Source organism: Longimycelium tulufanense (assembly GCF_014645795.1).
Taxonomy (GTDB): domain Bacteria; phylum Actinomycetota; class Actinomycetes; order Mycobacteriales; family Pseudonocardiaceae; genus Longimycelium; species Longimycelium tulufanense.
Map to the genome: position 1 here is coordinate 56,392 of NZ_BMMK01000025.1, position 22,160 is coordinate 78,551.

General features: G+C 70.6%; 20 protein-coding genes. 14 read left to right on the plus strand and 6 right to left on the minus strand.

Features of this window, described 5'->3' with window-relative positions; all coding sequences use genetic code 11:
* Nucleotides 1-26 precede the first annotated feature (26 nt).
* The 6 genes from IEY55_RS22450 to IEY55_RS22475 all read left to right on the plus strand — a co-directional run bounded on the left by IEY55_RS22450 (nt 27) and on the right by IEY55_RS22475 (nt 9,565).
* Entirely contained in the window at nt 27-902 is an 876-nt protein-coding gene (locus tag IEY55_RS22450) for a calcium-binding protein (RefSeq protein ID WP_189060508.1), read from the plus strand.
* Nucleotides 903-1,279: 377 nt separating this feature from the next.
* On the plus strand, nt 1,280-1,843 hold the full coding sequence (locus IEY55_RS22455; RefSeq protein WP_189060509.1) for a phospholipase A2: 564 nt from the start codon (nt 1,280-1,282) through the stop codon (nt 1,841-1,843).
* 643 nt (nt 1,844-2,486) lie between these two features.
* Complete coding sequence (locus IEY55_RS22460; protein WP_189060510.1) at nt 2,487-6,533, plus strand: nSTAND1 domain-containing NTPase; 4,047 nt, start codon at nt 2,487-2,489, stop codon at nt 6,531-6,533.
* A 300-nt stretch (nt 6,534-6,833) separates the two neighbouring features.
* Complete coding sequence (locus IEY55_RS22465; protein WP_189060511.1) at nt 6,834-7,646, plus strand: ABC transporter ATP-binding protein; 813 nt, start codon at nt 6,834-6,836, stop codon at nt 7,644-7,646.
* Nucleotides 7,615-8,454, plus strand: coding sequence for an ABC transporter permease (locus IEY55_RS22470; protein ID WP_189060512.1), 840 nt, complete (start codon nt 7,615-7,617; stop codon nt 8,452-8,454). The genes IEY55_RS22465 and IEY55_RS22470 overlap by 32 nt, the downstream gene beginning before the upstream one ends.
* Before the next feature lie 79 nt (nt 8,455-8,533).
* Nucleotides 8,534-9,565: an ABC transporter substrate-binding protein gene (locus tag IEY55_RS22475; protein ID WP_189060513.1), complete on the plus strand. Its 1,032-nt coding sequence runs from the start codon at nt 8,534-8,536 to the stop codon at nt 9,563-9,565.
* Between the two features lie 100 nt (nt 9,566-9,665).
* Here the strand turns inward: IEY55_RS22475 and IEY55_RS22480 are convergent, their stop codons facing one another.
* The 3 genes from IEY55_RS22480 to IEY55_RS22490 all read right to left on the minus strand — a co-directional run bounded on the left by IEY55_RS22480 (nt 9,666) and on the right by IEY55_RS22490 (nt 14,086).
* The gene (locus IEY55_RS22480) at nt 9,666-11,063 is read right to left on the minus strand and encodes a GntP family permease (RefSeq protein ID WP_189060514.1); all 1,398 of its coding nucleotides are present in this window, start codon (nt 11,061-11,063) and stop codon (nt 9,666-9,668) included.
* A gap of 84 nt (nt 11,064-11,147) precedes the next feature.
* A complete protein-coding gene (locus tag IEY55_RS22485) occupies nt 11,148-12,746 on the minus strand; it encodes an N-acyl-D-amino-acid deacylase family protein (protein WP_189060515.1) in 1,599 nt (532 codons plus the stop codon).
* Nucleotides 12,747-12,766: 20 nt separating this feature from the next.
* Nucleotides 12,767-14,086 (minus strand): amino acid deaminase, encoded by a 1,320-nt coding sequence (locus tag IEY55_RS22490; RefSeq protein ID WP_189060516.1) that lies wholly within the window; start codon nt 14,084-14,086, stop codon nt 12,767-12,769.
* Nucleotides 14,087-14,221: 135 nt separating this feature from the next.
* On the opposite strand from IEY55_RS22490, the gene IEY55_RS22495 reads away from it, so the two are divergent.
* Genes IEY55_RS22495 through IEY55_RS22505 form a run of 3 tightly spaced genes read left to right on the plus strand, consistent with a single transcriptional unit; the run spans nt 14,222 to nt 16,346 of the window.
* Nucleotides 14,222-15,184: a sugar kinase gene (locus tag IEY55_RS22495; protein WP_189060517.1), complete on the plus strand. Its 963-nt coding sequence runs from the start codon at nt 14,222-14,224 to the stop codon at nt 15,182-15,184.
* Entirely contained in the window at nt 15,181-15,963 is a 783-nt protein-coding gene (locus IEY55_RS22500; protein WP_189060518.1) for an IclR family transcriptional regulator, read from the plus strand. Before IEY55_RS22495 ends, IEY55_RS22500 begins: the two co-directional genes overlap by 4 nt.
* A complete protein-coding gene (locus tag IEY55_RS22505; RefSeq protein WP_189060519.1) occupies nt 15,963-16,346 on the plus strand; it encodes a RidA family protein in 384 nt (127 codons plus the stop codon). The genes IEY55_RS22500 and IEY55_RS22505 overlap by 1 nt, the downstream gene beginning before the upstream one ends.
* A gap of 182 nt (nt 16,347-16,528) precedes the next feature.
* On the opposite strand, the gene IEY55_RS22510 is transcribed toward IEY55_RS22505, so the two are convergent.
* Nucleotides 16,529-16,894 carry a YybH family protein gene (locus IEY55_RS22510; protein ID WP_189060520.1) on the minus strand — a complete coding sequence of 122 codons (366 nt, stop codon included), beginning with the start codon at nt 16,892-16,894 and terminating at the stop codon, nt 16,529-16,531.
* A 104-nt stretch (nt 16,895-16,998) separates the two neighbouring features.
* Nucleotides 16,999-17,358, minus strand: a complete 360-nt coding sequence (locus tag IEY55_RS22515) for a DUF1844 domain-containing protein (RefSeq protein ID WP_189060544.1) — start codon at nt 17,356-17,358, stop codon at nt 16,999-17,001.
* A 258-nt stretch (nt 17,359-17,616) separates the two neighbouring features.
* Here IEY55_RS22515 and infC point away from each other — a divergent pair, with 258 nt between their 5' ends.
* From infC to IEY55_RS22535, 4 genes are all read left to right on the plus strand, one after another.
* Nucleotides 17,617-18,225, plus strand: a complete 609-nt coding sequence (infC, locus tag IEY55_RS22520) for a translation initiation factor IF-3 (protein WP_189060521.1) — start codon at nt 17,617-17,619, stop codon at nt 18,223-18,225.
* A gap of 100 nt (nt 18,226-18,325) precedes the next feature.
* Nucleotides 18,326-18,520 (plus strand): 50S ribosomal protein L35, encoded by a 195-nt coding sequence (gene rpmI, locus IEY55_RS22525; RefSeq protein WP_189060522.1) that lies wholly within the window; start codon nt 18,326-18,328, stop codon nt 18,518-18,520.
* A 75-nt stretch (nt 18,521-18,595) separates the two neighbouring features.
* Entirely contained in the window at nt 18,596-18,967 is a 372-nt protein-coding gene (gene rplT / locus IEY55_RS22530; protein WP_189060523.1) for a 50S ribosomal protein L20, read from the plus strand.
* On the plus strand, nt 18,964-19,815 hold the full coding sequence (locus IEY55_RS22535; RefSeq protein ID WP_189060545.1) for a TrmH family RNA methyltransferase: 852 nt from the start codon (nt 18,964-18,966) through the stop codon (nt 19,813-19,815). Before rplT ends, IEY55_RS22535 begins: the two co-directional genes overlap by 4 nt.
* An 82-nt stretch (nt 19,816-19,897) precedes the next feature.
* Here IEY55_RS22535 and IEY55_RS22540 read toward each other — a convergent pair whose 3' ends face one another.
* Nucleotides 19,898-20,923 carry a zinc-binding alcohol dehydrogenase family protein gene (locus IEY55_RS22540; protein ID WP_189060524.1) on the minus strand — a complete coding sequence of 342 codons (1,026 nt, stop codon included), beginning with the start codon at nt 20,921-20,923 and terminating at the stop codon, nt 19,898-19,900.
* A gap of 166 nt (nt 20,924-21,089) precedes the next feature.
* Here IEY55_RS22540 and pheS point away from each other — a divergent pair, with 166 nt between their 5' ends.
* The gene (pheS, locus tag IEY55_RS22545) at nt 21,090-22,157 is read left to right on the plus strand and encodes a phenylalanine--tRNA ligase subunit alpha (protein WP_189060525.1); all 1,068 of its coding nucleotides are present in this window, start codon (nt 21,090-21,092) and stop codon (nt 22,155-22,157) included.
* The last annotated feature ends 3 nt before the right edge of the window (nt 22,158-22,160 follow it).

Here is a 22,160-nt window from a genome sequence, read left to right on the forward strand (position 1 = left end):
TCCAGAAAGGACAAGTGAGGAACGACATGGGCAAGAACCGCTTACGTACCCTCGGTGTGCTGGCGGCGGCCTGTACCGCCACCTGGCTCCTGGGGGGCGTCGCCAGTGCCTCGCCCGGCACCCCGGCGGCCGCTGCCCCCGACAGCGGCACTCTCGTGGAGAAGAAGGGGAACGCCGTCGTGGTGACCGCGGCGACCGGCAAGGAGAACAACATCACCGTCCGCAGACAGGGACAGCACCTGGCGATCAGCGACACCGGGGACACGCTCCGCGCGGTCGCGCCCTGCCAACTGCGGCGGACCGGCGCGGCAATCTGCCCGCTCCCGGTCGAGCTGGTCCAAGTCGACGCGGGCGACCTGGACGACACCATCACCCTGTCGCCCAACGTGGACATCGCCGTGGACTTCGACGGTGGCCTCGGCACCGACCGCCTCGTCGGCGGGCCGCGCAAGGACCGCCTGCGGGGTGACGGGCGCCGTGGCGGGCTCGACATTGGCACCCAGGTCGGCAGCCCCGGCAACGACACGTTGATCGGTGGACCGGGTAACGACACCCTCGACGGCGGTGCCGGAAATGACACGATCTACGGGCAGGCCGGGAACGACACGCTGATCGGCGGCGCCGGGAACGACAGCCTGGACGGGGGCTCGGGCAACGACAGCCTGTACGGGGGCACCGAGAACGACAGCCTCGACGGCGGTTCCGGCAACGACAGCCTCAACGGCGACGCCGGGCACGACTCGCTCGTGGGCGGAAGCGGCGTCGACACCCTCTCCGGTGGCGACGGTGACGACACCCTCGACGGCGTGGACAACGTCCCCGGGAACGACAGCCTCGACGGCAACTCGGGATTCAACTTCTGTGCTGCCGACCGCGGTGACTTTGTGACGAACTGTCAGTGACGGACTCGGGTACACGCACCCAACCGGTTGGCCGATCCCGACCTCGGGATCGGCCAACCGCCATGCATCGGTAGCGCTCACCACGATTGCGACAGCTGCGAGACAGCCGTCTCCGCGCGCGGATAGGTGAGTTCCGGCGGTTCCGGTGATCCTTTGGTGATCCACGCCGAAGACCCCTTTTGCTGACGCTGGGTCAGCAGGTGTACGCAGTGGGCGACAGGCGTCGATTACCGGCAGGTAGTACGCGTGCTGACCGAGGTTCCGCCCGCGGTTCTCCGTCACTCTCTTCGAGTCGCCGCGAGTGGTGAACGAATTATCGCGACCACGAGCAACCATCAAGAACGACTGTACTGGAGCGATTCGTGTTTTCTTTCCGCATGCGCACGGCCGTGGCCGCGCTCATCGCCGCCGGCAGCCTCACCTCCCTGGCCACGGTCCAGGCCGGTGCCGCGCCCGAGGCCGCGCCGAAGGCGACCTGTAACCAGAACATGGAGCTGAGGCAGCTCGTCGACTGCGTGCTCTTCCAGACGACGATGGACCAGTTCCTCAATTACGCCGGCGGGAAGTCCTTCGAGGACAAGGGCCTGATCTGGAAGACCAACCTCTGTACCGGCGTGCCCTCCGACGGCTCGTACTACAACTTCAGCAACGCCTGCCGCCGCCACGACTTCGGCTACTGGAACTACCCGACCCGGCTCCGGGACCAGAGCGAGAGCACCCGGAAGAGGGTCGATGACAGGTTCCTCGCCGATATGAAGGACTCCTGCACGACGAGCAACAACAAGCCGAAGTGCCTCGACAGGGCGGAGAGGTACTACTCCGGGGTGCGTCAGCTCGGCAGCCTCTTCTTCAAGCCGGTGCGGAATCCCAGGGAGATCAACGCCGCGAATTCGCCCACCGCGCGCACCCTCCAGGAAGCGTACCGGCAGGGCCGCCTCTGAAGGCGTAGCGGCAGGGTGCACCCCGCCGAGGGGAAACGACGAAGCGCCCGGAGCGCCCCGAACCTCCGGTAAGCGCACGACGAGGTCGACCACGCCTTTCGACGCGCCCTCGCAGTGCCCCCAATGCGTGATGAGCGCGAGGTTGGCGTGGTGAGCCTCCAGCGGAGGGGAGCCGTTGGAGGACCCAGTCCGGGGTCGGTATTCGCGTGCCGACCCCGGACTCGTCCTTTCCGCGCTCGAAAGCACCTGCTTCGAGCGAGTAAACGGGCCCGTCGTCCCAGCGCCGCAGCCGCGGGCGACTGGAGAACCGCAGCTCCCCGCACGCCGGGACGACGCGGGTCCGGCAACGTCTGATCGGTTGGGCGCCCCATGGTTCCTGCATTCCGCCGGCGTCTGGCGACGCCACCGGCACGGAAGCACCCCCAGCCCTCCCATGTCGGTGGCGCGCCCGCCGCCCCCGATCCCTCGGGCATCGCCCCCCGGGTCCGGCCGTCGCCGACCGGCACACCCGAGCCTGCCCCGGCCGGCCGAGCAGGTACACCACCCCCTTCGGGGTGGGCACCCGAAGTGCCTGCTCAGCCCCTTAAGGTGTGGTTTCCGGTCCGGACGGGACCGGGGCGGCGAGAAAGGGACGACGGCACCGATGGACACACCGGGACCGACGATCGGCCCGCGCGGGGTCTTCGCCGAGCGGTTCGCCCTGCTGTACGCCGAGGCCGGCGACCCGCCGCTGAAGCGGGTGACCGAGTCGGTAGCCCGTTCCCGGCACACCGACGAGCGCGGTCACCCCGTCCGGGTCACCGCGCAGCGGGTGAGCGACTGGCGCCGCGGCCGTAACGTGCCCGCCCGGTTCGGTGCCCTGGCCGCCGTGCTGGCGGTGCTCATCGGCGAGGCGCGCAAGCGCCGCCCGCGAGCACTGGTGCCCGACCTCTACGACCTCCACGCCTGGCGGAAGCTGTGGGAGGAGGCGCTGGGCAGCCCGGTCACCACGGACGGGGAGGGCGGCACCACCGAGGCCGCCCGCGAGGATACGGGAGCCTGCCCGTACCGCGGTCTCGCCGCCTTCCGCCCCGAGGACACCGAATGGTTCTTCGGCCGGGAGCGGAGCACCGCCGACCTGGTGGCGCGGTTGCGCACCGCACTGGACACCGGCGGAATCGTCATGCTGGTGGGCGCCTCCGGCGCCGGAAAATCCTCGCTGCTGAAAGCCGGGCTCACCCCCGCAATAGCGCGAGGGATGCTCGAAACTGCCGGGTCTGCGTCCTGGCCCGTCATCCTGATGACCCCCGGCGTCGACCCGATGAAGGAACTGACCCGGCAAATTCCGGAACTGCGGGACGCCCTCCACGCGATCGCCGAGAACGACGCGCCCGAAACGGATTCCGGCGAGGCGGACCCCGATCACGTCCACCCGCGTTTCTCGCACGAAATCCGTGCGGCGTTCAGCCGGTACGCGCGCCGCATCGCAGGCGATGACGCCCGGGTCGTGCTCGTTGTCGACCAGCTGGAGGAGGTCTTCACCCTCTGCCCGGACGAGGACGAGCGCCGGCTGTTCGTCCGCGCCCTGCATGCCACCTGCACGCCCGCCGACCCCGCGGGCCGGCCACCGGCGGCGGTGGTCGCCGGGATCCGGGCCGACTTCTACGGCCCGTGCCTGGACCACCCCGAGCTCGCCGTCGCACTGCAGGAACGGCAGATGGTGCTCGGGCCGATGACCGCGACCGAACTGCGCAAGGCCGTCACCGGCCCGGCCCGAGCGGTCGGCCTCCACCTGGAGCCCGGCCTGGTGGAGCTGCTGCTGCGCGACCTGGGCATCAACAGTGGACGCGGGCGCGGCCGGACCGGCCAGGCGGTCAACGACGCCGGGGCGCTGCCGCTGCTCTCACACGCCCTGCTCGCCACCTGGCAGCGACGCGAGGCCGGCCGGCTGACCATCGCCGGCTACCGGACCGCCGGCGAGATCCGGGGCGCGGTCGCCGCGACCGCCGAACGGGCCTGGGCCGACCTGGACCCCACCGGGCAGGCCGCGGCGCGTGCCGTACTGCTGCGCCTGGTCCGTATCGGAGAGGACACCCAGGACACCCGGCGCCGCGCCACCCGGGAGGACGTCCTCGCCCACGCCGGGAACCGCGCCGCCGCCGAGCAGGCCCTGGAGGTGCTCGCCCGCTCCCGGCTGGTGACCCTGGACGCCGGCTCCGCGGAGATCACCCACGAGGCCCTGCTGCAGGCGTGGCCCCGGCTGCGCGGCTGGCTCGACCAGGACCGGGCCGGGCACCTGGCCCGGCAGCGCCTGGAGGAGGACGCCGGTGCCTGGGACCGGCAGGGCCGGGACTCCTCCCTGCTCTACCGCGGATCCCGGCTGGAGAACACCCGGCAGTGGGCCGGCGACACCGCCTCGACCGCACCCAGCGCGCTGGCCCGCGAGTTCCTCGCCGCCTCGGCCCGGCAGTGGCGGCGCAGCGTCTGGGCACGCCGCGCCGGGGTCGCCCTGGTGGTGGTGTTCGCCCTGATCGCGGCCTCGGCGGCAACCGTGGCCATGCGGCAACGCGACGACGCCGTGTTCCGGCAGGTGGTGACCGAGGCCGACCGCCTGCACGATTCCGATCCCTCGCTGGCCTCGCAGCTCTACCTGGTGGCGCACCGGATGCGACCGGACGACAAGGACGTCTACACCCGGCTGCTGTCCACCCAGTCCCTGCCGCTGGCCACCATCCTGCGGGGGCACAGCGGCCCGGTGTACCTGACGTCGTTCAGCCCCGACGGCCGCATGCTCGCCACCGCCAGCTACGACCGCACCGCCCGGCTGTGGGACATCAGCGACCGCACCCGTCCCGAGCCGCTCGGCGAACCCCTCACCGGCTCCACGAGCTGGGTGACCTCGGCCGTGTTCAGCCCGGGCGGCCGGCTGCTGGCCACCGCGGGCGACGACAAGCACGTCCGCCTGTGGAACCTGGCCGACCCGTCCCACCCCACCCTCATCGGCTCGCCGTTCACCGGTGGCAACGGCACGAACTACCTCGTCGCCTTCCGGCCGGACGGTCAGATGCTCGCGACCGCGAACGAGGACCGAACCGTCCGGATCTGGGACGTGAGCGACCCCGCCAACCCCACCCCGGCCGGCCCGTTGCTGGAAGGCCACGAGTCGCAGGTGCGCTCGGTGGCGTTCAGCCCGGACGGGAAGGTCCTGGCGAGCGGGAGCGACGACCGCACCGTGCGGTTGTGGGACGTGGCCGACCCCGCCCACCCCCGACCGCTCGGGGGCCCGCTGACCGGACACGGCGACGGCCTCCACACGGTCGCGTTCAGCCCGGACGGCAGGACCCTCGCCTCGGGTAGCGACGACAAGACCGTGCGACTGTGGAACGTGGCCGAGCCGGCCGCGGCCGAGCCGCTGGGCGCCCCGATGACCGGGCACAACGCCGCCGTGTGGTCGGTGGTGTTCAGCCCGGACGGCAAGACCCTGGTCTCCGGCGCGGCCGACGGCACGGCCCGGGTGTGGAACCTGTCCGACCCGGTCCGCCCGGAGCCGCTCGGACCACCGCTCACCGGCGGGACCAGCGGCATCTTCGCCGTCGGCATCAGCCCGGACGGGCACACGGTGGCCACCGGAAGCGCGGACAGCAACGCGCGGCTGTGGTCGATCCCCGGCCAGACGCTCGTCGGCCACGCCGGCAGGGTGGCCACGCCGGTGTTCGCCCCGGACGGCCGGTTCCTCGCCACGGTGAGCAAGGACCGCACCGCCCAGGTGTGGGACGTCAGCCACCCCGCCGACCCGGAGCCGCTCGGACCACCGCTGACCGGGCACCAGGGCGGCGTGTGGCAGGTCGCCCTGAGCCCGGACGGAAAGCTGCTGGCCACCGGCTCCGGTGACAAGACGGTCCGGTTGTGGGACCTGAAGGAGCCGAGCCACCCGAAACCGGTCGGTGACCCCATCTCCCTGCCCAACCGGTACTCCGCCACGGTGGCGTTCAGCCCGGACGGACGGATTCTCGCCACGGCCAACGACGACCTGTCGGTCCAGCTGTGGGACCCCTCCGACCCGACGCGGCCGAGACGGCTCGGCACACCGCTCACCGGGCACGACGGCTACGTCAACTCGGCGCGGTTCCGGCCCGACGGGCGGGTGCTGGTCACGGCGAGCAGCGACCAGACCCTGCGGGTGTGGGACGTGTCCGATCCCGGCGCTGCCAGGCAGCTCGGCCAGCCGCTCACCGGGCACACCGGCGGTGTGGCCCAAGCCGTGTTCGCACCGGACGGGAAGGTTCTCGCCAGCGTCAGCGAGGACAAGACGATCCGGCTGTGGGACCTGTCCGACCCGGCGGCGGCGAAACCCCTCGGCGAACCGATCTCCGGACACGGCGCCGCGGTGGGCTCGGCCGCGTTCAGCCCGGACGGACGGATCCTGGCCACCGGTGGCGCGGACGGGAGCCTGCGGTTGTGGGACGTCTCGGACCCGGCCGACCCGCACGCCATCGGCCAGCCCCTGACGATCTCCGCCACCACCCTGTCCGTGGTGTTTCGGCCCGATGGGCGGTACCTCGCCACGGCGAGCGACAACATCGTGCGGCTGTGGGACCTGGACGCCGAGCACGTCATCAAGCGGATCTGTGACTCCACCCGGGGCGCGATGACCCCGGAGCGGTGGGAGCGACACCTTCCCCAGCTCTCCTACGAACCGCCCTGTGGGTAGGGGTTCCGCCGCCGGTGTTATGGATCGCCGCTATTGAGTGCCTTCCGTTGTGAATAGTGCCTGATCTGCCACGATTCAGGCGGGAACAGGTAGCGTCGGCCGACGACGCACGAAAACCGGAGAGTGCCGCCTGTGCGAATGCTGGTGGCGAGCCGGTGTGTGGTCATCGTTCCGGAGGATGGAAATGGTGATGCGCTACCTCGCGCCCACACCGGCTCGGGCCGGCGACGTGGCCAGCGCGGTGAGCCGCATGAGCGCGGCTGGCGCGCACCACGCGACTGTCGCCGTGGGGAAGCGATGATGGTCGGCCGACCATTGGTCGAGCTGGACAACGTGACGGTGGCCTACCGTGCAGGCGACCGGCAACACGTAGCGGTCACGGACGTCAACCTCGAAGTGTCGCGAGGAGCGTTCGTGTCGGTGGTCGGCCCCACCGGCTGCGGTAAGTCGACCGTGCTCAACGTCGTGGCGGGGCTGCTCGCACCGACCTCCGGAGGAGTGCGGATCGACGGAACCTCCTTGTGGGGACGCAACACCCGTGCCGGTTACCTGTTCCAGCAGGACACGTTACTGCCCTGGAAAACCGTGCTGGAGAACGTGTGCCTCGGGCTGGAGCTGGCCGGGGTCGACCGTGCCGAACGCCGGGAGCAGGCACGCGACTGGCTCTCCAGGGTAGGGCTGTCGGGCTTCGAAGATGCTCACCCACACCAGCTGTCGGGCGGGATGCGCAAGCGCACCGCCGTGGCGCAGGTGTGCGTCTGTGGACCCGAGATTCTCCTCATGGACGAACCTTTCTCGGCGCTGGACGCGCAGACCCGCCAGCTGATGGAGAACGAGCTTCTCACGCTGTGGACCGAAGCCGGCACCACCGTGCTGTTCGTGACCCACGACCTCGACGAGGCGGTCTCGCTGTCCGACGAGATCGTGCTGTTCTCCGCCGGGCCGGCGAGCACCGTGGCCCGACGCTACGAGGTCGACCTGCCGCGGCCGCGCGACCTCATGCGCATCCGCACGGCCCGGAGGTTCGGCGAACTGTACGAGGCGGTCTGGTCGGACCTGCGGAAGGAGGTGATGAAGGCACATGGCCGTCGCGACACGGTCGGTCACGGCTGACCAGGCCGATGCACCCCGCCGCCGTCTCGGCGCGCGCGGCACGATCACCGCCGCCCGGGTCCTGGTGGCCCTTGTCGTGGTGGGAGGCTGGGAGCTGGCTGCCCGGTTGACCGTGCTGGACCCGTTCTTCTTCAGCCAGCCCAGCGACGTGGCCCGCCTGCTGCGGGAGTGGCTGGTCTCCGGCGAGATTCTCGACGACCTGGTGGTGACCGTCGGCGAGGCGTTCGGCGCGCTCCTGATCGGCACGATCCTGGGACTGATCACGGGGTTCCTGCTCGCCCGGTCACCCTTCCTGGACGCGGTGTTCGCACCCTACGTCAAGCTGCTGAACGCCGTGCCCAGGGTGGTGCTGGCACCGATCTTCCTGTTGTGGTTCGGGCTCGGCGAGGCATCCAAGGTCGCCTTCGGTGTCAGCCTCGTGTTCTTCGTCGTCTTCTTCAACACCTACCAAGGGGTGCGCGAGGTCGACCGCGTTCTGGTCGACAGTGTGCGGATGCTGGGGGCCAACGAGCGACAGCTCGCCCGGCACGTCCTGGTTCCCAGCGCGCTCGCCTGGATCTTCTCCGGGCTACGCGTCAGCATCGGGTTCGCGATCGTGGGCGCTGTCGTGGGGGAGTACCTCGGGGCCTCGCGGGGGGTGGGCTACGTCATCGCCCAGGCCCAGGGTGTCTTCGACACCACCGGGGTCTTCGCCGGCATCGTCCTGCTTTCCGTGGTCGTCGGCCTCATCGACGTCGTCGTCCATCGGCTGGAGCGCCATCTCCTGCGGTGGAAACCCGAGCGGACACAGGGCTTCCAGCCGTCCTGATCCACTGTGCATCGAGAACACCCATCACGACGCCAACCAGACCCAGTGCCCATCAGAAACGTGAACATGGAGGTGACCGGTGTCCCCGGGCCGTAGGAACCATGCCGGAGCCGCGGTTGTCGCGGTACTCGCACTCATGTTGGCACTGGTCGGCTGTACCGGACGGGCAGGCGGTGACGCTGCCACGGTCCGCATCGGCGTGGGTGGGCAACCGCTGCTGGCATACCTCCCGGCGACATTGGCCGACCGGTTGGGCTATTACAAGGATGAGGGACTCGACGTGCGCCTGGAGGACCTTCAGGCCGGTTCCAAGGCGTTGCAGGCACTCCAGGGCGGCAGCGTCGACGTGGTCAGCGGGTACTACGACCACACCATCCAGATGCAGGCGAAAGGCCGCGAGCTGACCTCGTTCGTCAACATGCTGCGGTATCCGTCGGTCGTCCTCGCGGTTTCGCCCAAGGCGTCGAGGCCGATCAACTCGATCGCGGACCTGCAGGGTGCGAAGGTCGGTGTCACGGCACCGGGTTCCTCGACCGACTTCTTCCTGAAGTACCTGCTCGTCCGGAGCGGTCTGAAGGCGGATGCGGCGTCGGTGGCCGGTATCGGTGGCGGCTCCACCGCGGTCGCGGCGATGGAGAACGGGCAGGTGGATGCCGCGGTCATGGTTGACCCGTCGTTCTCGTTGCTGACCAAGCGGGCAGGTGCCGACAAGGTGCGGATCCTCTCCGACACCCGTAACGCCGAGGGTGTCCGGGACGGGTTCGGCGTCACGACCTACCCCGCATCGGTCCTGTACTCCTCGAAGAAGTGGTTGAAGGACAACGAGGGCACGACCCGCAAGCTCGCCAAGGCGATGACACGCACGCTGCGGTGGATCGAGCAGCATTCCGTCGAGGAGATCGCGGACCGTATGCCCGAGCAGTACGCCAACGGCGACCGGCAGGTCTACGTCGACGCCATTGCCCACGCGAAGTCGGCCTACAATCCTGACGGTCGGGTCCACGAAGACGGGGCGAACGAGGTATTGACGGTACTGTCCCAGTTCCAGCCGGACGTGGCCGAGGCAAAGATCGAACTGTCGAAGACCTACACCAACGACTACCTGCCCTGAGCGGACATGGCGACGATCCTGCGCGTGGTGGCGCTTCTTTCCCGGTTGATCAGGTGGTTGTCACGGTCTGGGCCGGAACCGACGGTGACCCGGTGCCTGGTCAGATCACGAGGCTCAGGACCGCCGCAACGGCGAAACCGACAACGGAAAGGATCGTCTCCAGCGCGGTCCAGGTCTTCAGCGTCTCCTTCACCGGGATACCAAAGTAACGGGAGACGATCCAGAAACCACCGTCGTTGACGTGGGAGGCGATGATCGAACCCGCGGCGATCGACACCGCGAGCAACGCGAGCTGCGGCTGCGAGTACGAGTTGTCCACGAGCAGCGGGGCCATGATGCCTCCGGTCGTGACGATGGCCACCGTGGCCGAACCCTGGGCAAGGCGGAGCCCGCAACTGATGACGTAGGCGAGCACGATCAGTGGCAGGCCGGCTGAAGAAAGCGTGCCGGCCAGGGCTTTACCGACGCCGGTCGCCGACAACACCACGCCGAAGAAGCCACCGGCGCCGACGACGAGCAGGATCATGCCCACCGGTCGCAGTGACTTCGCCGCCAGTTCACCGATTTCCTGCCGGCTCATGCCCCGCTGCAGCCCGAGCAGCCAGATCGCGAGTAGCACGGCGACCGTGAGTGCCACGGTCGGGCTGCCCAGAAAGGTCAACACGCCCGACACTGCCGAGCCCTCCGGAAGAAGAATTCCACCGAAGGTGGCGCCGAGGATCAGCACCAGTGGGGTGGCGATGATCGCCGCGACCAGCGCCAGCGCTGGCTCGGGTCGGTTGTCCCGTTCGGCGTGCTCGGCGGCCGCCACCATCTCCTGCGGAACGGGGATGTGTAGGCGCCGACCGACCCAGGAGGAGAACAACAAGCCAGCGGCCCACGCCGGCACGGCACAGGCCAGACCCATGACGATGAGCCAGCCGACGTCGACCTTCAGCAGACCCGCCAACGCCACCGGACCCGGATGTGGCGGAAGGAACGCGTGGGTCACCGACAGGCCGGCCAGCAACGGGAGGCAGAACAACAGGATCGACCTGCCGCTCCGCCGAGCCGCCACATAGACGAGCGGTGCGAGGACGAAGATCCCGATGTCGAAGAACACGGGCACGCCGAAGACGAGGCCCGACAGACCCATCACCAACGGGGCACGACGTGCACCGAAGAGGCCGAGCAACCGGCGTGTCAGAACCTCCGCCCCACCCGACGCTTCCAGCACCGAGCCGAGAAGCGTACCCAGGCCGATGATCGCCGTGACGTGGCCGAGAATCCCGCCGAAACCACCCTCCAGCAACGACTCCTTGCCACCCTGTGCGGAGCCGATGATCCGCTCCACGGGCAGCCCGGCGGCCAGCGCCACCAACAGGCCGGTCACGATCAGGGCGATGAACGGCTCGGTACGCACCCGGATGATCAGGAAGAGCAGCAGGGCGATCCCGGCGATGCACAGCGTGAGCAGGCCCGCCGTGTCGTGCCGTAGCCAGCCGATGACTCCGTCCACGGCGCACTCCTGGGTCCTCGGCGCTCCGGAGCGTGTGCTCCCGGGCCACCGCGTGGCAGATGGGGGAGAGGTATGGTGAGAAACTCAGCGCGTGCCCTGCGCGCCAAGACGAACGGACCGGCCGGGTAGTGCGCCGGTCGGGTTCCCGTTCCACAGCACGGGAACCCCGTTGACCAACACGTGCTCGATACCGACGGCCGGCTGGCGCGGCTGATCGAACGTGGCGGTGTCGAGGATCGTGTCGGGGTCGAAAAGCACCAGATCGGCCACGTAACCCTCGCGCACCAGTCCGCGGTCGAGGAGGCGGAGCCGACGCGCGGCACGGCCGGTCATGTGGGCCACGCACTCCTCCAGACCGAGCACCCCCAGCTCGCGGACGTAGCGGCCGAGGTAGCGGGGGAAGGTTCCCCACGCGCGGGGATGTGGTCGCTCCCCCACGAGCAACCCGTCACTGCCCACCGTGTGCGCCGGATGCCGCATGATCGCCCGCACATTGCCCTCGTGGCCGACATGCATCAGACACGACGTGCCCAACTGCTCTGCCAGGAGCACCTCGAAGTAGAACTGTGCCGGTGACCTTCCCGCCCGCCGTGCCGACTCGGCCACCGAGAAACCAACCAGGGCATTGTTCTCCGCGCGCCTGACCCCGTTGATCTCGATAGCGTCCCAGTCGACCGGGACCCCGTGGCACCCGTCGGATCCGACCTCTTCCATCTCGTACCGAATTCGCTCCCTGGTGCCCATGTCGGACAGCCGGGACAGTGCCTCGTCGACGCCACCGTCCATGACCCAGCTCGGCAGCAGTGCGGACAGGTACGTGGAGCCAGGCAGGTACGGGTAGGTGTCCAGGGAGACGTCCAGTCCGTTCGCGATTGCGTCATCCAGAAGCGACAGCAGCTCGTCTGCGCGGCCCGCGTTCACCGGAAAGTTCATCGTCGCGTGCGCCAGATGGAGTGCACAGTTGGACCGGCGCGCCACCTCGACCATCTCGGCGTAGGCGTCCAACGTTCGGACGCCGTAGCTGCGGTGATGGGGGCAGTAGTAACCCCCGTAGGCAGCAACGATCTCACACAATGCGACCAACTCGGCGGTGTCGGCGTATATCCCAGGGGTGTAGGTCAATCCCGAGGAAAGCCCTACCGCGCCGTGCTCCAAACTGTCGGCCAACAGGGCACGCATCGCGGCGATCTCCTCGGCCGTCGCGGGACGGTCGTCCCAGCCCACGCACATCACACGCAACGTGCCCTGGGGTACGAGGTATGCCGCGTTCACCGCAATGCCCTGGTCCAACCGGTCCAGGTAGTCGCCCACACTGCGCCAGTTCCACGCGAGACCGGCCGGGTCGCCGTTCCACCCGGCAAGCTGGGTCCGTAGTTGGGCCAGGACCGCGTCGTCCACGGGCGCGTACGACAGGCCGTCCTGGCCCAGTACCTCCAGCGTCACACCCTGCGAGACCTTGGCGAGATGGTCCGGCCGGGAGAGGAGCTGCAGGTCGGAGTGCGAGTGCATGTCGATGAAGCCGGGGGCCAACACGAGTCCGTCGGCGTCGACCACCTGATCCCCGGAAAGCCGCCGGGCGTCGTCGATGGCGGCGATGCGACCGGATTCGACTCCCACGTGCGCCCGCCGTGCCGGCGCACCGGTGCCGTCCACCACGAGCGCGTCGGCAAAGACGATCTCCATGGGGGATCTCCGTTCGCTCGCTAGAACCAGGTACGGACCAGATCGACGACGGTCGCCCCGTCGGCGTCCACCACCGGCATCAGCTGCCACTTGTCGAAGACCGTGCAGGGGTGGGAGAGGCCGAGCCCCACCCAGTCGCCCACGCGAATGTCTGTGCCCGAACCAACGTCGAGGAAGGCATGTTGATCGTTCAACGCGGTGACCCGACAACTCTCCAGCGGTGCCGGTGGCCCACCCGCGCGCCGCAACAGCTGTGGCTCCGGCAGGTCCTGGTCGAACGACACGTCCCGCCTACCGAGCGTCAGCAACGCCAGACCGGGCTCGGGTCGGGAGGTCACCTGCGCCCAGGCCCGCAGCGCGGGCCGGAACGGTGTCTCGCCACCGGTGAGTTCGTGCGGCCGGCCGAAGGGGGACATGCGGCGGTACAGACCGTCGTCGTGCGTCACGTACGACCCGCTGCGCAGCACCGGCAGCACCCGCAGCCCGTCCGGCCAGGGTTCGGTGAGCACCGCGGCCACCTGGTCGAAATAGCAGCTACCGCCAGCGGTGACGAGGACCTGGTCGACATCGGCGAGCAGGCCCTCCCGGGCGAGCCGCACGGTCAGCTCTCGCATCCGGCGCAGGTATCCATCCACAGTGGACAGTGCTTCCGGTGTCGTGTCGTGGGACAACGCCGCCTCGTACCCGGACACGCCCACCAGCCGCAACCCCGGGCTCGCGGCCACCGCCCCGGCCACCGCCACGCCGTCGGTCACCTCGCGCACACCGCTCCGGCCGCCGTGGCCGCCGAGCTCGACGGCGACATCGATCGGGCGGGCCAGCTTGCGGCCGGCCAACGCCTCGGCCATCAGCTCCACGCCGCGCACCGAGTCCACCCAGCACACGAACTCGAAGCGAGGGTCACGCGCCAGTTCCTCGGCCACCCAACGCAGCGCGGCCCGATCCACCAACTGGTTCGCCAACACCACCCGGCTGACGTCGAACGCCCGGTACACCTGCACCTGGCTCGCGGTGGCAGCGGTGATCGCCCACGAACCCGCCGCCAGCTGCGCGGCGAGGAGTTGCGGCGCCATCGTGGTCTTTCCGTGCGGTGCCAACACCACGCCAGCGCGTTCACACCACTCCGCCATCGTGCGGACGTTGTGCTCCAGGGCCGGGCGCTCGATCACCACGAGCGGGCCGAGAAACCCGTCGTCGAAAAGGTTGGGCCGGCGCTCCGCCAGCTCCCGCGCCGTCAGGCCGAACGCCCACGACGGCATTCCCTTGAACCGCCAGTCGATCCGCTCCTCAGCCAATGCCGCGACAGCGGCGCCGTCGATCCCGGCCGGGTGCTGCACCATCCACCTCCTGTTGCACATTACGCAACAACTGTTGCAGCATGTGGTGCTCGCGTGTCTAGCATTCCGCACCCCGCCGGTCAATGGATCTCTCGGCCGGCGGCTGTCGGAACAGCTGTCGGAACAGGGAGGACAGCGATGCGGGCCGACGGCGCGGTGGCCTGCCTCGGCGAGGCGATGGCCGTGTTCGTGCCGGAGGAGGCCCGCAACACCCACCGCTTCCTGCTCACCGTCGGCGGAGCCGAGGCCAATGTCGCCCGACACCTCGCCAGGCTCGGGATCACCGTCCGCTGGCTCGGTGCGGTCGGTGCGGACGACCTGGGCGCCACCGTCCTCGCAAGCCTGCGCGACTGCGGAGTCGACGTGACGTCGACGATCGTGGATCCCTCCCGGCCGACCGCGCTCTACGTCAAGGAATCCGCCCCAACCGGCAGCCGGATGCGCTACTACCGCACCGGTTCCGCGTGCTCCGCGCTGGGCCCGGAACTCCTCGACACGGTCGACCTGTCCGGGATCGGCCTCCTCCACCTCACCGGGATCACCGCCACGCTCTCCGCGAGCTGCCTGGACCTGCTGCGTGTCGTCACGAACCGGCGCGTTCCCGACCGGCTGATCTCCTTCGACGTCAACTGGCGCCCCACCCTGTGGCGGGGAAAGGATCACCGAGTGCTCACCGAGCTGGCCAACGCGGCGGACGTGGTGTTCGTCGGCGAGGACGAGGCCGAGGCGCTGTGGGGCGATGGCGCGCCATCCGCCGTGCGCACGGCGCTTCCCGACCCGCCGACCGTCGTGGTCAAGCACGGTGCCCGCGGCGCCACCCTCCTCGAGGACGGCCCCACCGTGTTCCAGCCCGGCCTCGCCGTCGACGTGGTCGAGCCCATCGGCGCCGGGGACGCATTTGCGGCCGGGTTCCTGGCCGCCACCCTCGCCGGCGCCGGCCCCCGCGAACGGCTGCGGCGCGGCCACATCGCCGCCGCGGCCGCCCTGCGCAGCCGGGAGGACGTCGGCGAACCCCTGCCCCCGGACCTGGTCGCGACGCTGCTCGCCGCCGACCCCGACACCTGGGCGGCGGCCCGCATCGGGAGCGGGACCCCCCGATGAGCCAGAGCCTGAACCGCGCGTTGACCATGCTCGGGGAGCTGGCCGCCGGTCCACGCACCCTGGACCAGCTCGCCGCCGCGCTCGGCGTGCACAAGTCCACCGCGCTGCGCCTGCTGCGCACCCTGGAGGGCCACCGCTTCGTGCAACGCGACGACGTCCGCCACTACCGCCTGGGCACCGCACTGTTCGACCTGGCCAACCGGTCGCTGGAGGACCGCGACGTGCGCCGCGTCGTCGAACCGCACCTGCGCGGGCTCAACGACCGCACCGGGCACACCGTTCACCTCGCCAGCTACGAGGCCGGCGAGGTCGTCTATATCGACAAGTTCGAGAGCCGGCACCCGGTGCGGATGTACTCGCGCATCGGCAGCCGGGCGCCACTGCACTGCACTGCCGTGGCGAAGGTCCTGGTGGCCGCGCTCCCGGACCCCGAGCGGCGGGCCGTGGCGGCGGGTATGGCCTACCCCCGGCTGACCGCCAACACGATCATCGACCCGAGCCGCTACCTGGAGGAGCTGGCGCGGGTCCGGGAACTGGGCTTCGCCGTCGACCGCCGCGAGCACGAGGACTTCATCCACTGCCTGGCGGCACCCATCCGCGGGACCGGCGGTCACGTGCTGGCCGCCGTCTCGCTGTCCGTGCCGGTCATGCTGCTCGACCTCGACGGTCTCCTGGCGCTTGCTCCCGCGCTGGTGCGCGCCGCGGAGGCCGCCTCCGTCGAGTGCGGCTGGATCCGCCCCGACCGGAACACCGACCGAACAAGGAAGGAATCTGACTGATGCCCAAGACCGCGATTTGCACCGAGGACGCGCCGTTGCCGGTGGCCAAGTTCTCGCAGGGCGTGCGCAAGGGCGACATCCTGCAGGTGGCCGGCCAGGTGCCGTTCGACCCCGCCACGGGTGCGATCGTCGGTGACTCGGTGGCCGAGCAGACCCGGCAGGCGTTGCGCAACGTGCAGGCCGTCCTCGACGCGGCCGGCGCCAGCATGGACGACGTCGTCATGCTGCGCGTCTACCTGACCGACACGGCGCACTTCGCCGAGATGAACGAGGCGTACGCCGAGTTCGTGGAGGACCCGTGCCCGGCCCGGACCACGGTCTACGTCGGTCTTCCCGAGGGACTGCTGGTCGAGATCGACGCCCTCGCCGTCCTCGGGGAGTGAGTCGGGCGGATCCGGTGAGTGCCTTTCAGCGCGACCGGCTTGCGCGCTGAGCCCGCGAGCGGATCTCGCGTCGGAAGGCGCTCCTCTACGGTCTCATGACTGATCGCACGCGCGCGGCACCAACGCGAACTCGCCGGGCTCGTCGTGGAGGGGTGACCCCCTGCGGTACTGGTCCCTGGACCTCACCACTTGGTGGCGTTGGGCTGGTCGATGACCCACCGCCACGAACCGTCCGGCTGGCGGCGAGCCACCTCGACGTTGACCGTTCCGTCGGCGGTCAGCCGGGAGGTGAGCGCCAGGTCCCCGCTGCGGAGCGCCGGACGTTCCTCCTCCAGGTCCACGGTCGCCCCCATGGCCTTCAGGCGCTCCCACCCGTTGCGGATCTCCTCTTGGCCGCGAACAACGCCGCTGCCCGGCAGCGAGATCACCGCCTCCGGCTCGTAGAGTGCCACGATTCCGTCGATGTCGCCGGAGTTGAACCGCTCGGCCATGAGGCGGGCGATGTCTTCCGGCCGTTGCGGCGACTCGCGCTCACCGTTGCCGTTCATGGACCGATTTTCGGGGTGGGGGTGCGAGGCGGCCAGTCGGCCGGACCGGCCGCGATGCCCCGGTCGGGGCCCTGTACCGGGGCGGAGGCGCCGTGCCGGAGCCTTCAGTGCACCGGGCCGGTGAACTTCTCGCCCGGGCCCTGGCCCGGCTCGTCCGGCACCGCGGAGGCCTCGCGGAACGCGCGCTGCAGCGCCTGCAGGCCGTCCCGCATCGACGCGGCGTGCGGGCCCAGGTACTCGCCGGCGGCGGTGATCAGCCCGGCCAGCGCGGTGATCAGCCGACGCGCCTCGTCCAGGTCCCGGTGCGGGCTGCCCGCCGGGTCCTCCTCGGCCAGCCCCAGCTTCTCCGCGGCCGCTGACAGCAGCATCAGCGCGGCCCGGCTGATCACCTCGATGCTGGGCACCTCGGCAAGATCGCGCGGGGGCTGGTCGTCGCCGGGCGCGGGCCCGGTGGGCGTTGGCATCGGATCTGACACGCCTGCTACCCTGACATGCGCGACCCGCCCCCGCGCAGCCGGGGGCCGCAAAGTGGAGCCCCCGCTCCCACCCGCGTCGCCGCTCCAGGTGGCCGGGTCCGTTCCATCACCCGACGGGTTCGTGGTGGTGGCGGCGCGTCGCCCGACGGCGCCGCGTCGAGACGGTCGGAAGCGGGCCCCGTGCGCCATGGCGCTCGGGGCTTCGTCGTTTTCCGGTCCCAGGGAGTTCGGGGTTCCACGGCCGCGGTGTACCACCAACCGAACCGAGGAGGCCCCATCAGCTCCGAGCCGCGCATCAACGACCGCATCCGGGTGCCGGAGGTCCGTCTGGTCGGACCCAACGGCGAACAGGTCGGAATCGTCCGCATCGAGGACGCGCTCCGGCTGGCCCAGGAGGCGGACCTCGACCTCGTGGAGGTCGCCCCGCAGGCGCGCCCGCCGGTCTGCAAGCTCATGGACTACGGCAAGTTCAAGTACGAGAGCGCGCAGAAGGCCCGCGAGTCACGTCGGAACCAGCAGCTCACGGTCATCAAGGAGCAGAAGCTCCGGCCGAAGATCGACTCCCACGACTACGAGACGAAGAAGGGCCACGTGGCCCGCTTCCTCAAGGGCGGGAACAAGGTCAAGGTGACCATCATGTTCCGTGGCCGGGAGCAGTCCCGCCCGGAGCTGGGCTACCGGCTGCTGCAGCGGCTCGCCGACGACGTTGCCGAGCTGGGGTTCGTGGAGGCCGCGCCCAAGCAGGACGGTCGGAACATGATCATGGTGCTGGCCCCGCACAAGGTCGGTCGCCCGAGCGGCAGCCGGCCGAAGTCGGGCCGCGCCGAGGACGCCGAAACGACCGAGAGCCGGTAGGCCGGGACCCCGGCGCAACCGAGCACCGGGCCGGCCGCGCCGGCCGGCCCGCCCCGCGGCGCACCCGCGACGCGGGAGCACGACCACCGAGGACGACGTAATGCCGAAGAACAAGACGCACAGCGGGATGTCCAAGCGCATCAAGATCAGCGGCAAGGGCAAGCTCCAGCGTGAGCGCGCGAACCGCCGGCACCTGCTCGAGCACAAGCCGTCGACCCGCACGCGGCGCCTTGCTGGCACCAAGACCCTGGCCAAGCAGGACGTCGCACGCGTCAAGAAGCTTCTCGGCCGCTGACGGCCGAAGGCCACCAAGACCTTCATCCGCCAGGGCGGCTGACCGTCGCCCCCGAGAGAACGACAGGACGGACCCGTGGCACGCGTCAAGCGGGCGGTCAACGCCCAGAAGAAGCGCCGCACTGTGCTGGAGCACGCCAAGGGGTACCGGGGGCAGCGCTCCCGGCTGTACCGCAAGGCCAAGGAGCAGATGCTCCACTCGCTCAACTACGCCTACCGGGACCGCCGTGCCCGCAAGGGTGACTTCCGCCAGCTGTGGATCACCCGCATCAATGCCGCCGCGCGGCAGAACGGCATCACCTACAACCGGTTCATCCAGGGCCTGAAGGCCGCCGGCGTCGAGGTCGACCGCAAGATTCTCGCCGAGCTGGCGGTCAACGACGCCCCCGCGTTCACCGCACTGGCCGAGCTCGCCCGCAAGAGCCTGCCGGCCAAGGACGCGGCCTGAGCCGCGAGCAACGCGCCGCACGACCCGGGGACGCTCCGTTCACCGAACGGACCCCCCGGGTCGTTGCTGCGCGGCGCCTGACTCGCCGGGCCGGCCGGGAGCGGGCCGGGCGCTTCCTCGCCGAGGGCGCGCAGGCGGTCGGCGAGGCCCTGGTCTGGGCCGGTGCCGGCCGCGGCCGGGTGCACGAGCTGTTCACCACGGCCGAGGCCACCGAGCGGCACCCCGAGCTGGTGTCCGCCGCCCGGGCGGCGCGGGTGCCGGTCAGCACGGTGACCGACCGCGCGGCGGCGGCGCTGTCCGAGACCGTGACGCCCCAGGGGCTGGTCGCGGTCTGCGACCCGGTCGACGTCCCGCTGTCCACTGCGTTGCGCGGCAAGCCTCGACTGGTCGCGGTGCTGGTCGGTGTCTCCGACCCGGGCAATGCCGGCACCGTGGTGCGTGTCGCCGACGCCGCGGGAGCGGACGCGGTGGTCTTTGCCGGAGACACCGTCGATCCGCACAACGGCAAGTGCGTGCGGGCCACCACCGGCAGCCTGTTCCATCTTCCGCTGTCCCGCGAGCGCGATGTGCCCGCGGTGTTCGACGCCTGCCGTGCCGCCGGGCTGCGTCTGGTTGCGGCGGACGGGAATGCCGAGACCGACCTGGACGCCGCCGGGGAGTATGGCGATCTGTTGCGCTCCACCGCATGGGTGTTCGGCAGCGAGGCACACGGATTCGACCCCGCGGTGCTCGGTGCGGTCGACGACGCCGTGCGGGTTCCGTTGTACGGCGCGGCCGAAAGCCTCAACCTGGCCACGGCCGCCGCGGTCTGCCTCTACACCAGCGCCCGCGCCCTGCGTGGCCGCTGACACGCCATTTCCGCGCCTGGCAGAGAGATCTCCCGCGCCCATGTCCACTGTGGTCTCGTGCGGGCATGGGTGCACGGGATGATCACCGGCGCCGTTGGCGTGGCGGATCGGGCAGCAGGACCGCGGCGCCCCGCACCCGGCCGTCGGCCAGGTCGAGCAGGGCACGGTCGGCCGCGTCCAGCGGGTAGAGCGTCGTCACGACGCGGAGCCGGTGCTCGGCGGCGATCTGCAGGAACTGCTGGGCATCCGCCCGGGTGTTCGCCGTGACGCTGCGGATCCCCCGTTCGAAGTAGAGGTGGTGCTGGTAGTCCAGCTCCGGGATCTGGCTCAGGTGGATGCCGGCGAGCACGAGCGTGCCGCCCCGGTCCAGCGCCTCCAGCGCGGGCGGCACCAGCTCCCCGGCGGGGGCGAACAGGATGGCCGCGTCCAGCGGCTCCGGCGGCCCGTCCTGCGCCGTGCCGGCCGACACCGCACCCAGCTCCCTGGCCAGCTGCTGCGCCGCCGTCGACCGGGTCAGGACGTGCACCCGCGCGCCGAGTGCGCGCGCGAGCTGTGCGCACAGGTGCGCGCTGGCACCGAACCCGTAGATACCGAGCCGGCCCTCCGCGGGCAGGTTCGCCAGCCACAGCGCCCGGTAGCCGATGATCCCCGCGCACAGCAACGGGGCCAGCTCCTCGTCCGGGTAGCCGGTTGGCAGGTGGTAGGTGTAGGCCGCGCGGGCGAGCGTGTAGTCGGCGTACCCGCCGTCGGTGTCCCAGCCGGTGTAGACCGACAGCGGACACAGGTTCTCCTGCTCGCTGCGGCAGTAGCGGCAGAACCCGCAGGTGTCCTGCAGCCAGGCGACCCCGACCAGGTCACCCTCGGTGAACCCGGTGACGCCCTCGCCGACCGCCGCGACGACCCCGACCACCTCGTGCCCCGGCACCACGTTCGGCCGGTGCAGCGGCAGGTCGCCCTCGGCCACGTGCAGGTCGGTCCGGCACACCCCGCACGCCCGCACCCGGAGCAGCAGCTCGCCCGCTCCGGGCCAGGGCACCGGCCGGTCCTCCAGCTTCAGCGGAGCGAGCTGGACCGGTAGTTGGTGGCGCACCACCCACGCCCGAGCCATGACCACATGAAACGCCCCGAGTCAACGGCGCGCAGCGTGACGGCGCGCACCCGACCTCGTCGAAACCGCTGGGACGGGTCACTTAGGATTCCTCTGTTGACCGCAGGGACGACCTGCGGCGCACGTGAAGTGGCCGTTACGGACCCTCGGGAGTTGTCCACCAACCATGTCCGGAGCCAACGACCCGTACGACCCTAAGGAGGTCGCCGCGCTCGCGCCGGAGGCCCTGCGCACGGCCGTCGAACAGGCGCAGGCGGCGTTCACCGCCGCGGCCGACCTCGACGCGCTGGCCGTGGCGAAGCCGGCGCACCTCGGTGAGCGGTCGCCGCTGCTGACCGCGCGCCGGGAGATCGGCGCGCTGCCCCCCGCGGCCCGCGCCGAGGCCGGCAAGCGGGTCAACGAGGCGCGCACCGAGATCCAGGCCGCCTTCGACGAGCGGCGCGCGGTGCTGCAGGCCGAGCGGGACGAGCGGGTGCTTCGCGACGAGGCCGTCGACGTCACACTGCCCTGGGACCGTCTCGCCCCGGGCGCCCGCCACCCGATCACCCAGCTCGCCGAGCGCATCGCCGACGTGTTCGTGGGCATGGGCTACGAGGTGGCCGAGGGCCCGGAGCTGGAGACCGAGTGGTTCAACTTCGACGCGTTGAACTTCGCCAAGGACCACCCGGCGCGCACCATGCAGGACACCTTCTACGTGGCCCCGGAGAACTCCGGCCTGGTGCTGCGCACGCACACCTCGCCGGTGCAGATCCGCTCGCTGCTGGACCGCGAGCTGCCGGTGTACGTGGTGTGCCCGGGCCGCACGTTCCGCACCGACGAGCTGGACGCCACCCACACCCCGGTCTTCCACCAGGTCGAGGGCCTGGCGGTGGATGAGGGCATCACCATGGCGCACCTGAAGGGCACGCTGGACGCCTTCGCCCGCGCCATGTTCGGCGAGCAGTCCCGCACCCGGCTGCGCCCGTCCTTCTTCCCGTTCACCGAGCCCTCGGCCGAGGTGGACGTGTGGTTCCCGGAGAAGAAGGGTGGTGCCGGCTGGGTCGAGTGGGGCGGCTGCGGCATGGTCAACCCGAACGTGTTGCGCGCCTGCGGCGTCGACCCGGACGTCTACTCCGGCTTCGCCTTCGGCATGGGGCTGGAGCGCACCCTGCAGTTCCGCAACGGCATCCCGGACATGCGGGACATGGTCGAGGGCGACGTCCGCTTCACCCTGCCCTTCGGAACGGAGGCCTGACAG

Excerpts from the sequence above, each read along its gene's own strand:
- IEY55_RS22450 (WP_189060508.1), top strand. The coding sequence starts at position 27 with ATGGGCAAGAACCGCTTACGTACCCTCGGTGTGCTGGCGGCGGCCTGT.
- IEY55_RS22455 (WP_189060509.1), top strand. The coding sequence starts at position 1,280 with ATGCGCACGGCCGTGGCCGCGCTCATCGCCGCCGGCAGCCTCACCTCC.
- IEY55_RS22460 (WP_189060510.1), top strand. The coding sequence starts at position 2,487 with ATGGACACACCGGGACCGACGATCGGCCCGCGCGGGGTCTTCGCCGAG.
- IEY55_RS22465 (WP_189060511.1), top strand. The coding sequence starts at position 6,834 with ATGGTCGGCCGACCATTGGTCGAGCTGGACAACGTGACGGTGGCCTAC.
- IEY55_RS22470 (WP_189060512.1), top strand. The coding sequence starts at position 7,615 with ATGGCCGTCGCGACACGGTCGGTCACGGCTGACCAGGCCGATGCACCC.
- IEY55_RS22485 (WP_189060515.1), bottom strand. The coding sequence starts at position 12,746 with ATGGAGATCGTCTTTGCCGACGCGCTCGTGGTGGACGGCACCGGTGCG.
- IEY55_RS22490 (WP_189060516.1), bottom strand. The coding sequence starts at position 14,086 with ATGGTGCAGCACCCGGCCGGGATCGACGGCGCCGCTGTCGCGGCATTG.
- IEY55_RS22495 (WP_189060517.1), top strand. The coding sequence starts at position 14,222 with ATGCGGGCCGACGGCGCGGTGGCCTGCCTCGGCGAGGCGATGGCCGTG.
- IEY55_RS22500 (WP_189060518.1), top strand. The coding sequence starts at position 15,181 with ATGAGCCAGAGCCTGAACCGCGCGTTGACCATGCTCGGGGAGCTGGCC.
- IEY55_RS22505 (WP_189060519.1), top strand. The coding sequence starts at position 15,963 with ATGCCCAAGACCGCGATTTGCACCGAGGACGCGCCGTTGCCGGTGGCC.
- IEY55_RS22510 (WP_189060520.1), bottom strand. The coding sequence starts at position 16,894 with ATGAACGGCAACGGTGAGCGCGAGTCGCCGCAACGGCCGGAAGACATC.
- IEY55_RS22515 (WP_189060544.1), bottom strand. The coding sequence starts at position 17,358 with ATGCCAACGCCCACCGGGCCCGCGCCCGGCGACGACCAGCCCCCGCGC.
- rpmI (WP_189060522.1), top strand. The coding sequence starts at position 18,326 with ATGCCGAAGAACAAGACGCACAGCGGGATGTCCAAGCGCATCAAGATC.
- IEY55_RS22540 (WP_189060524.1), bottom strand. The coding sequence starts at position 20,923 with ATGGCTCGGGCGTGGGTGGTGCGCCACCAACTACCGGTCCAGCTCGCT.
- pheS (WP_189060525.1), top strand. The coding sequence starts at position 21,090 with ATGTCCGGAGCCAACGACCCGTACGACCCTAAGGAGGTCGCCGCGCTC.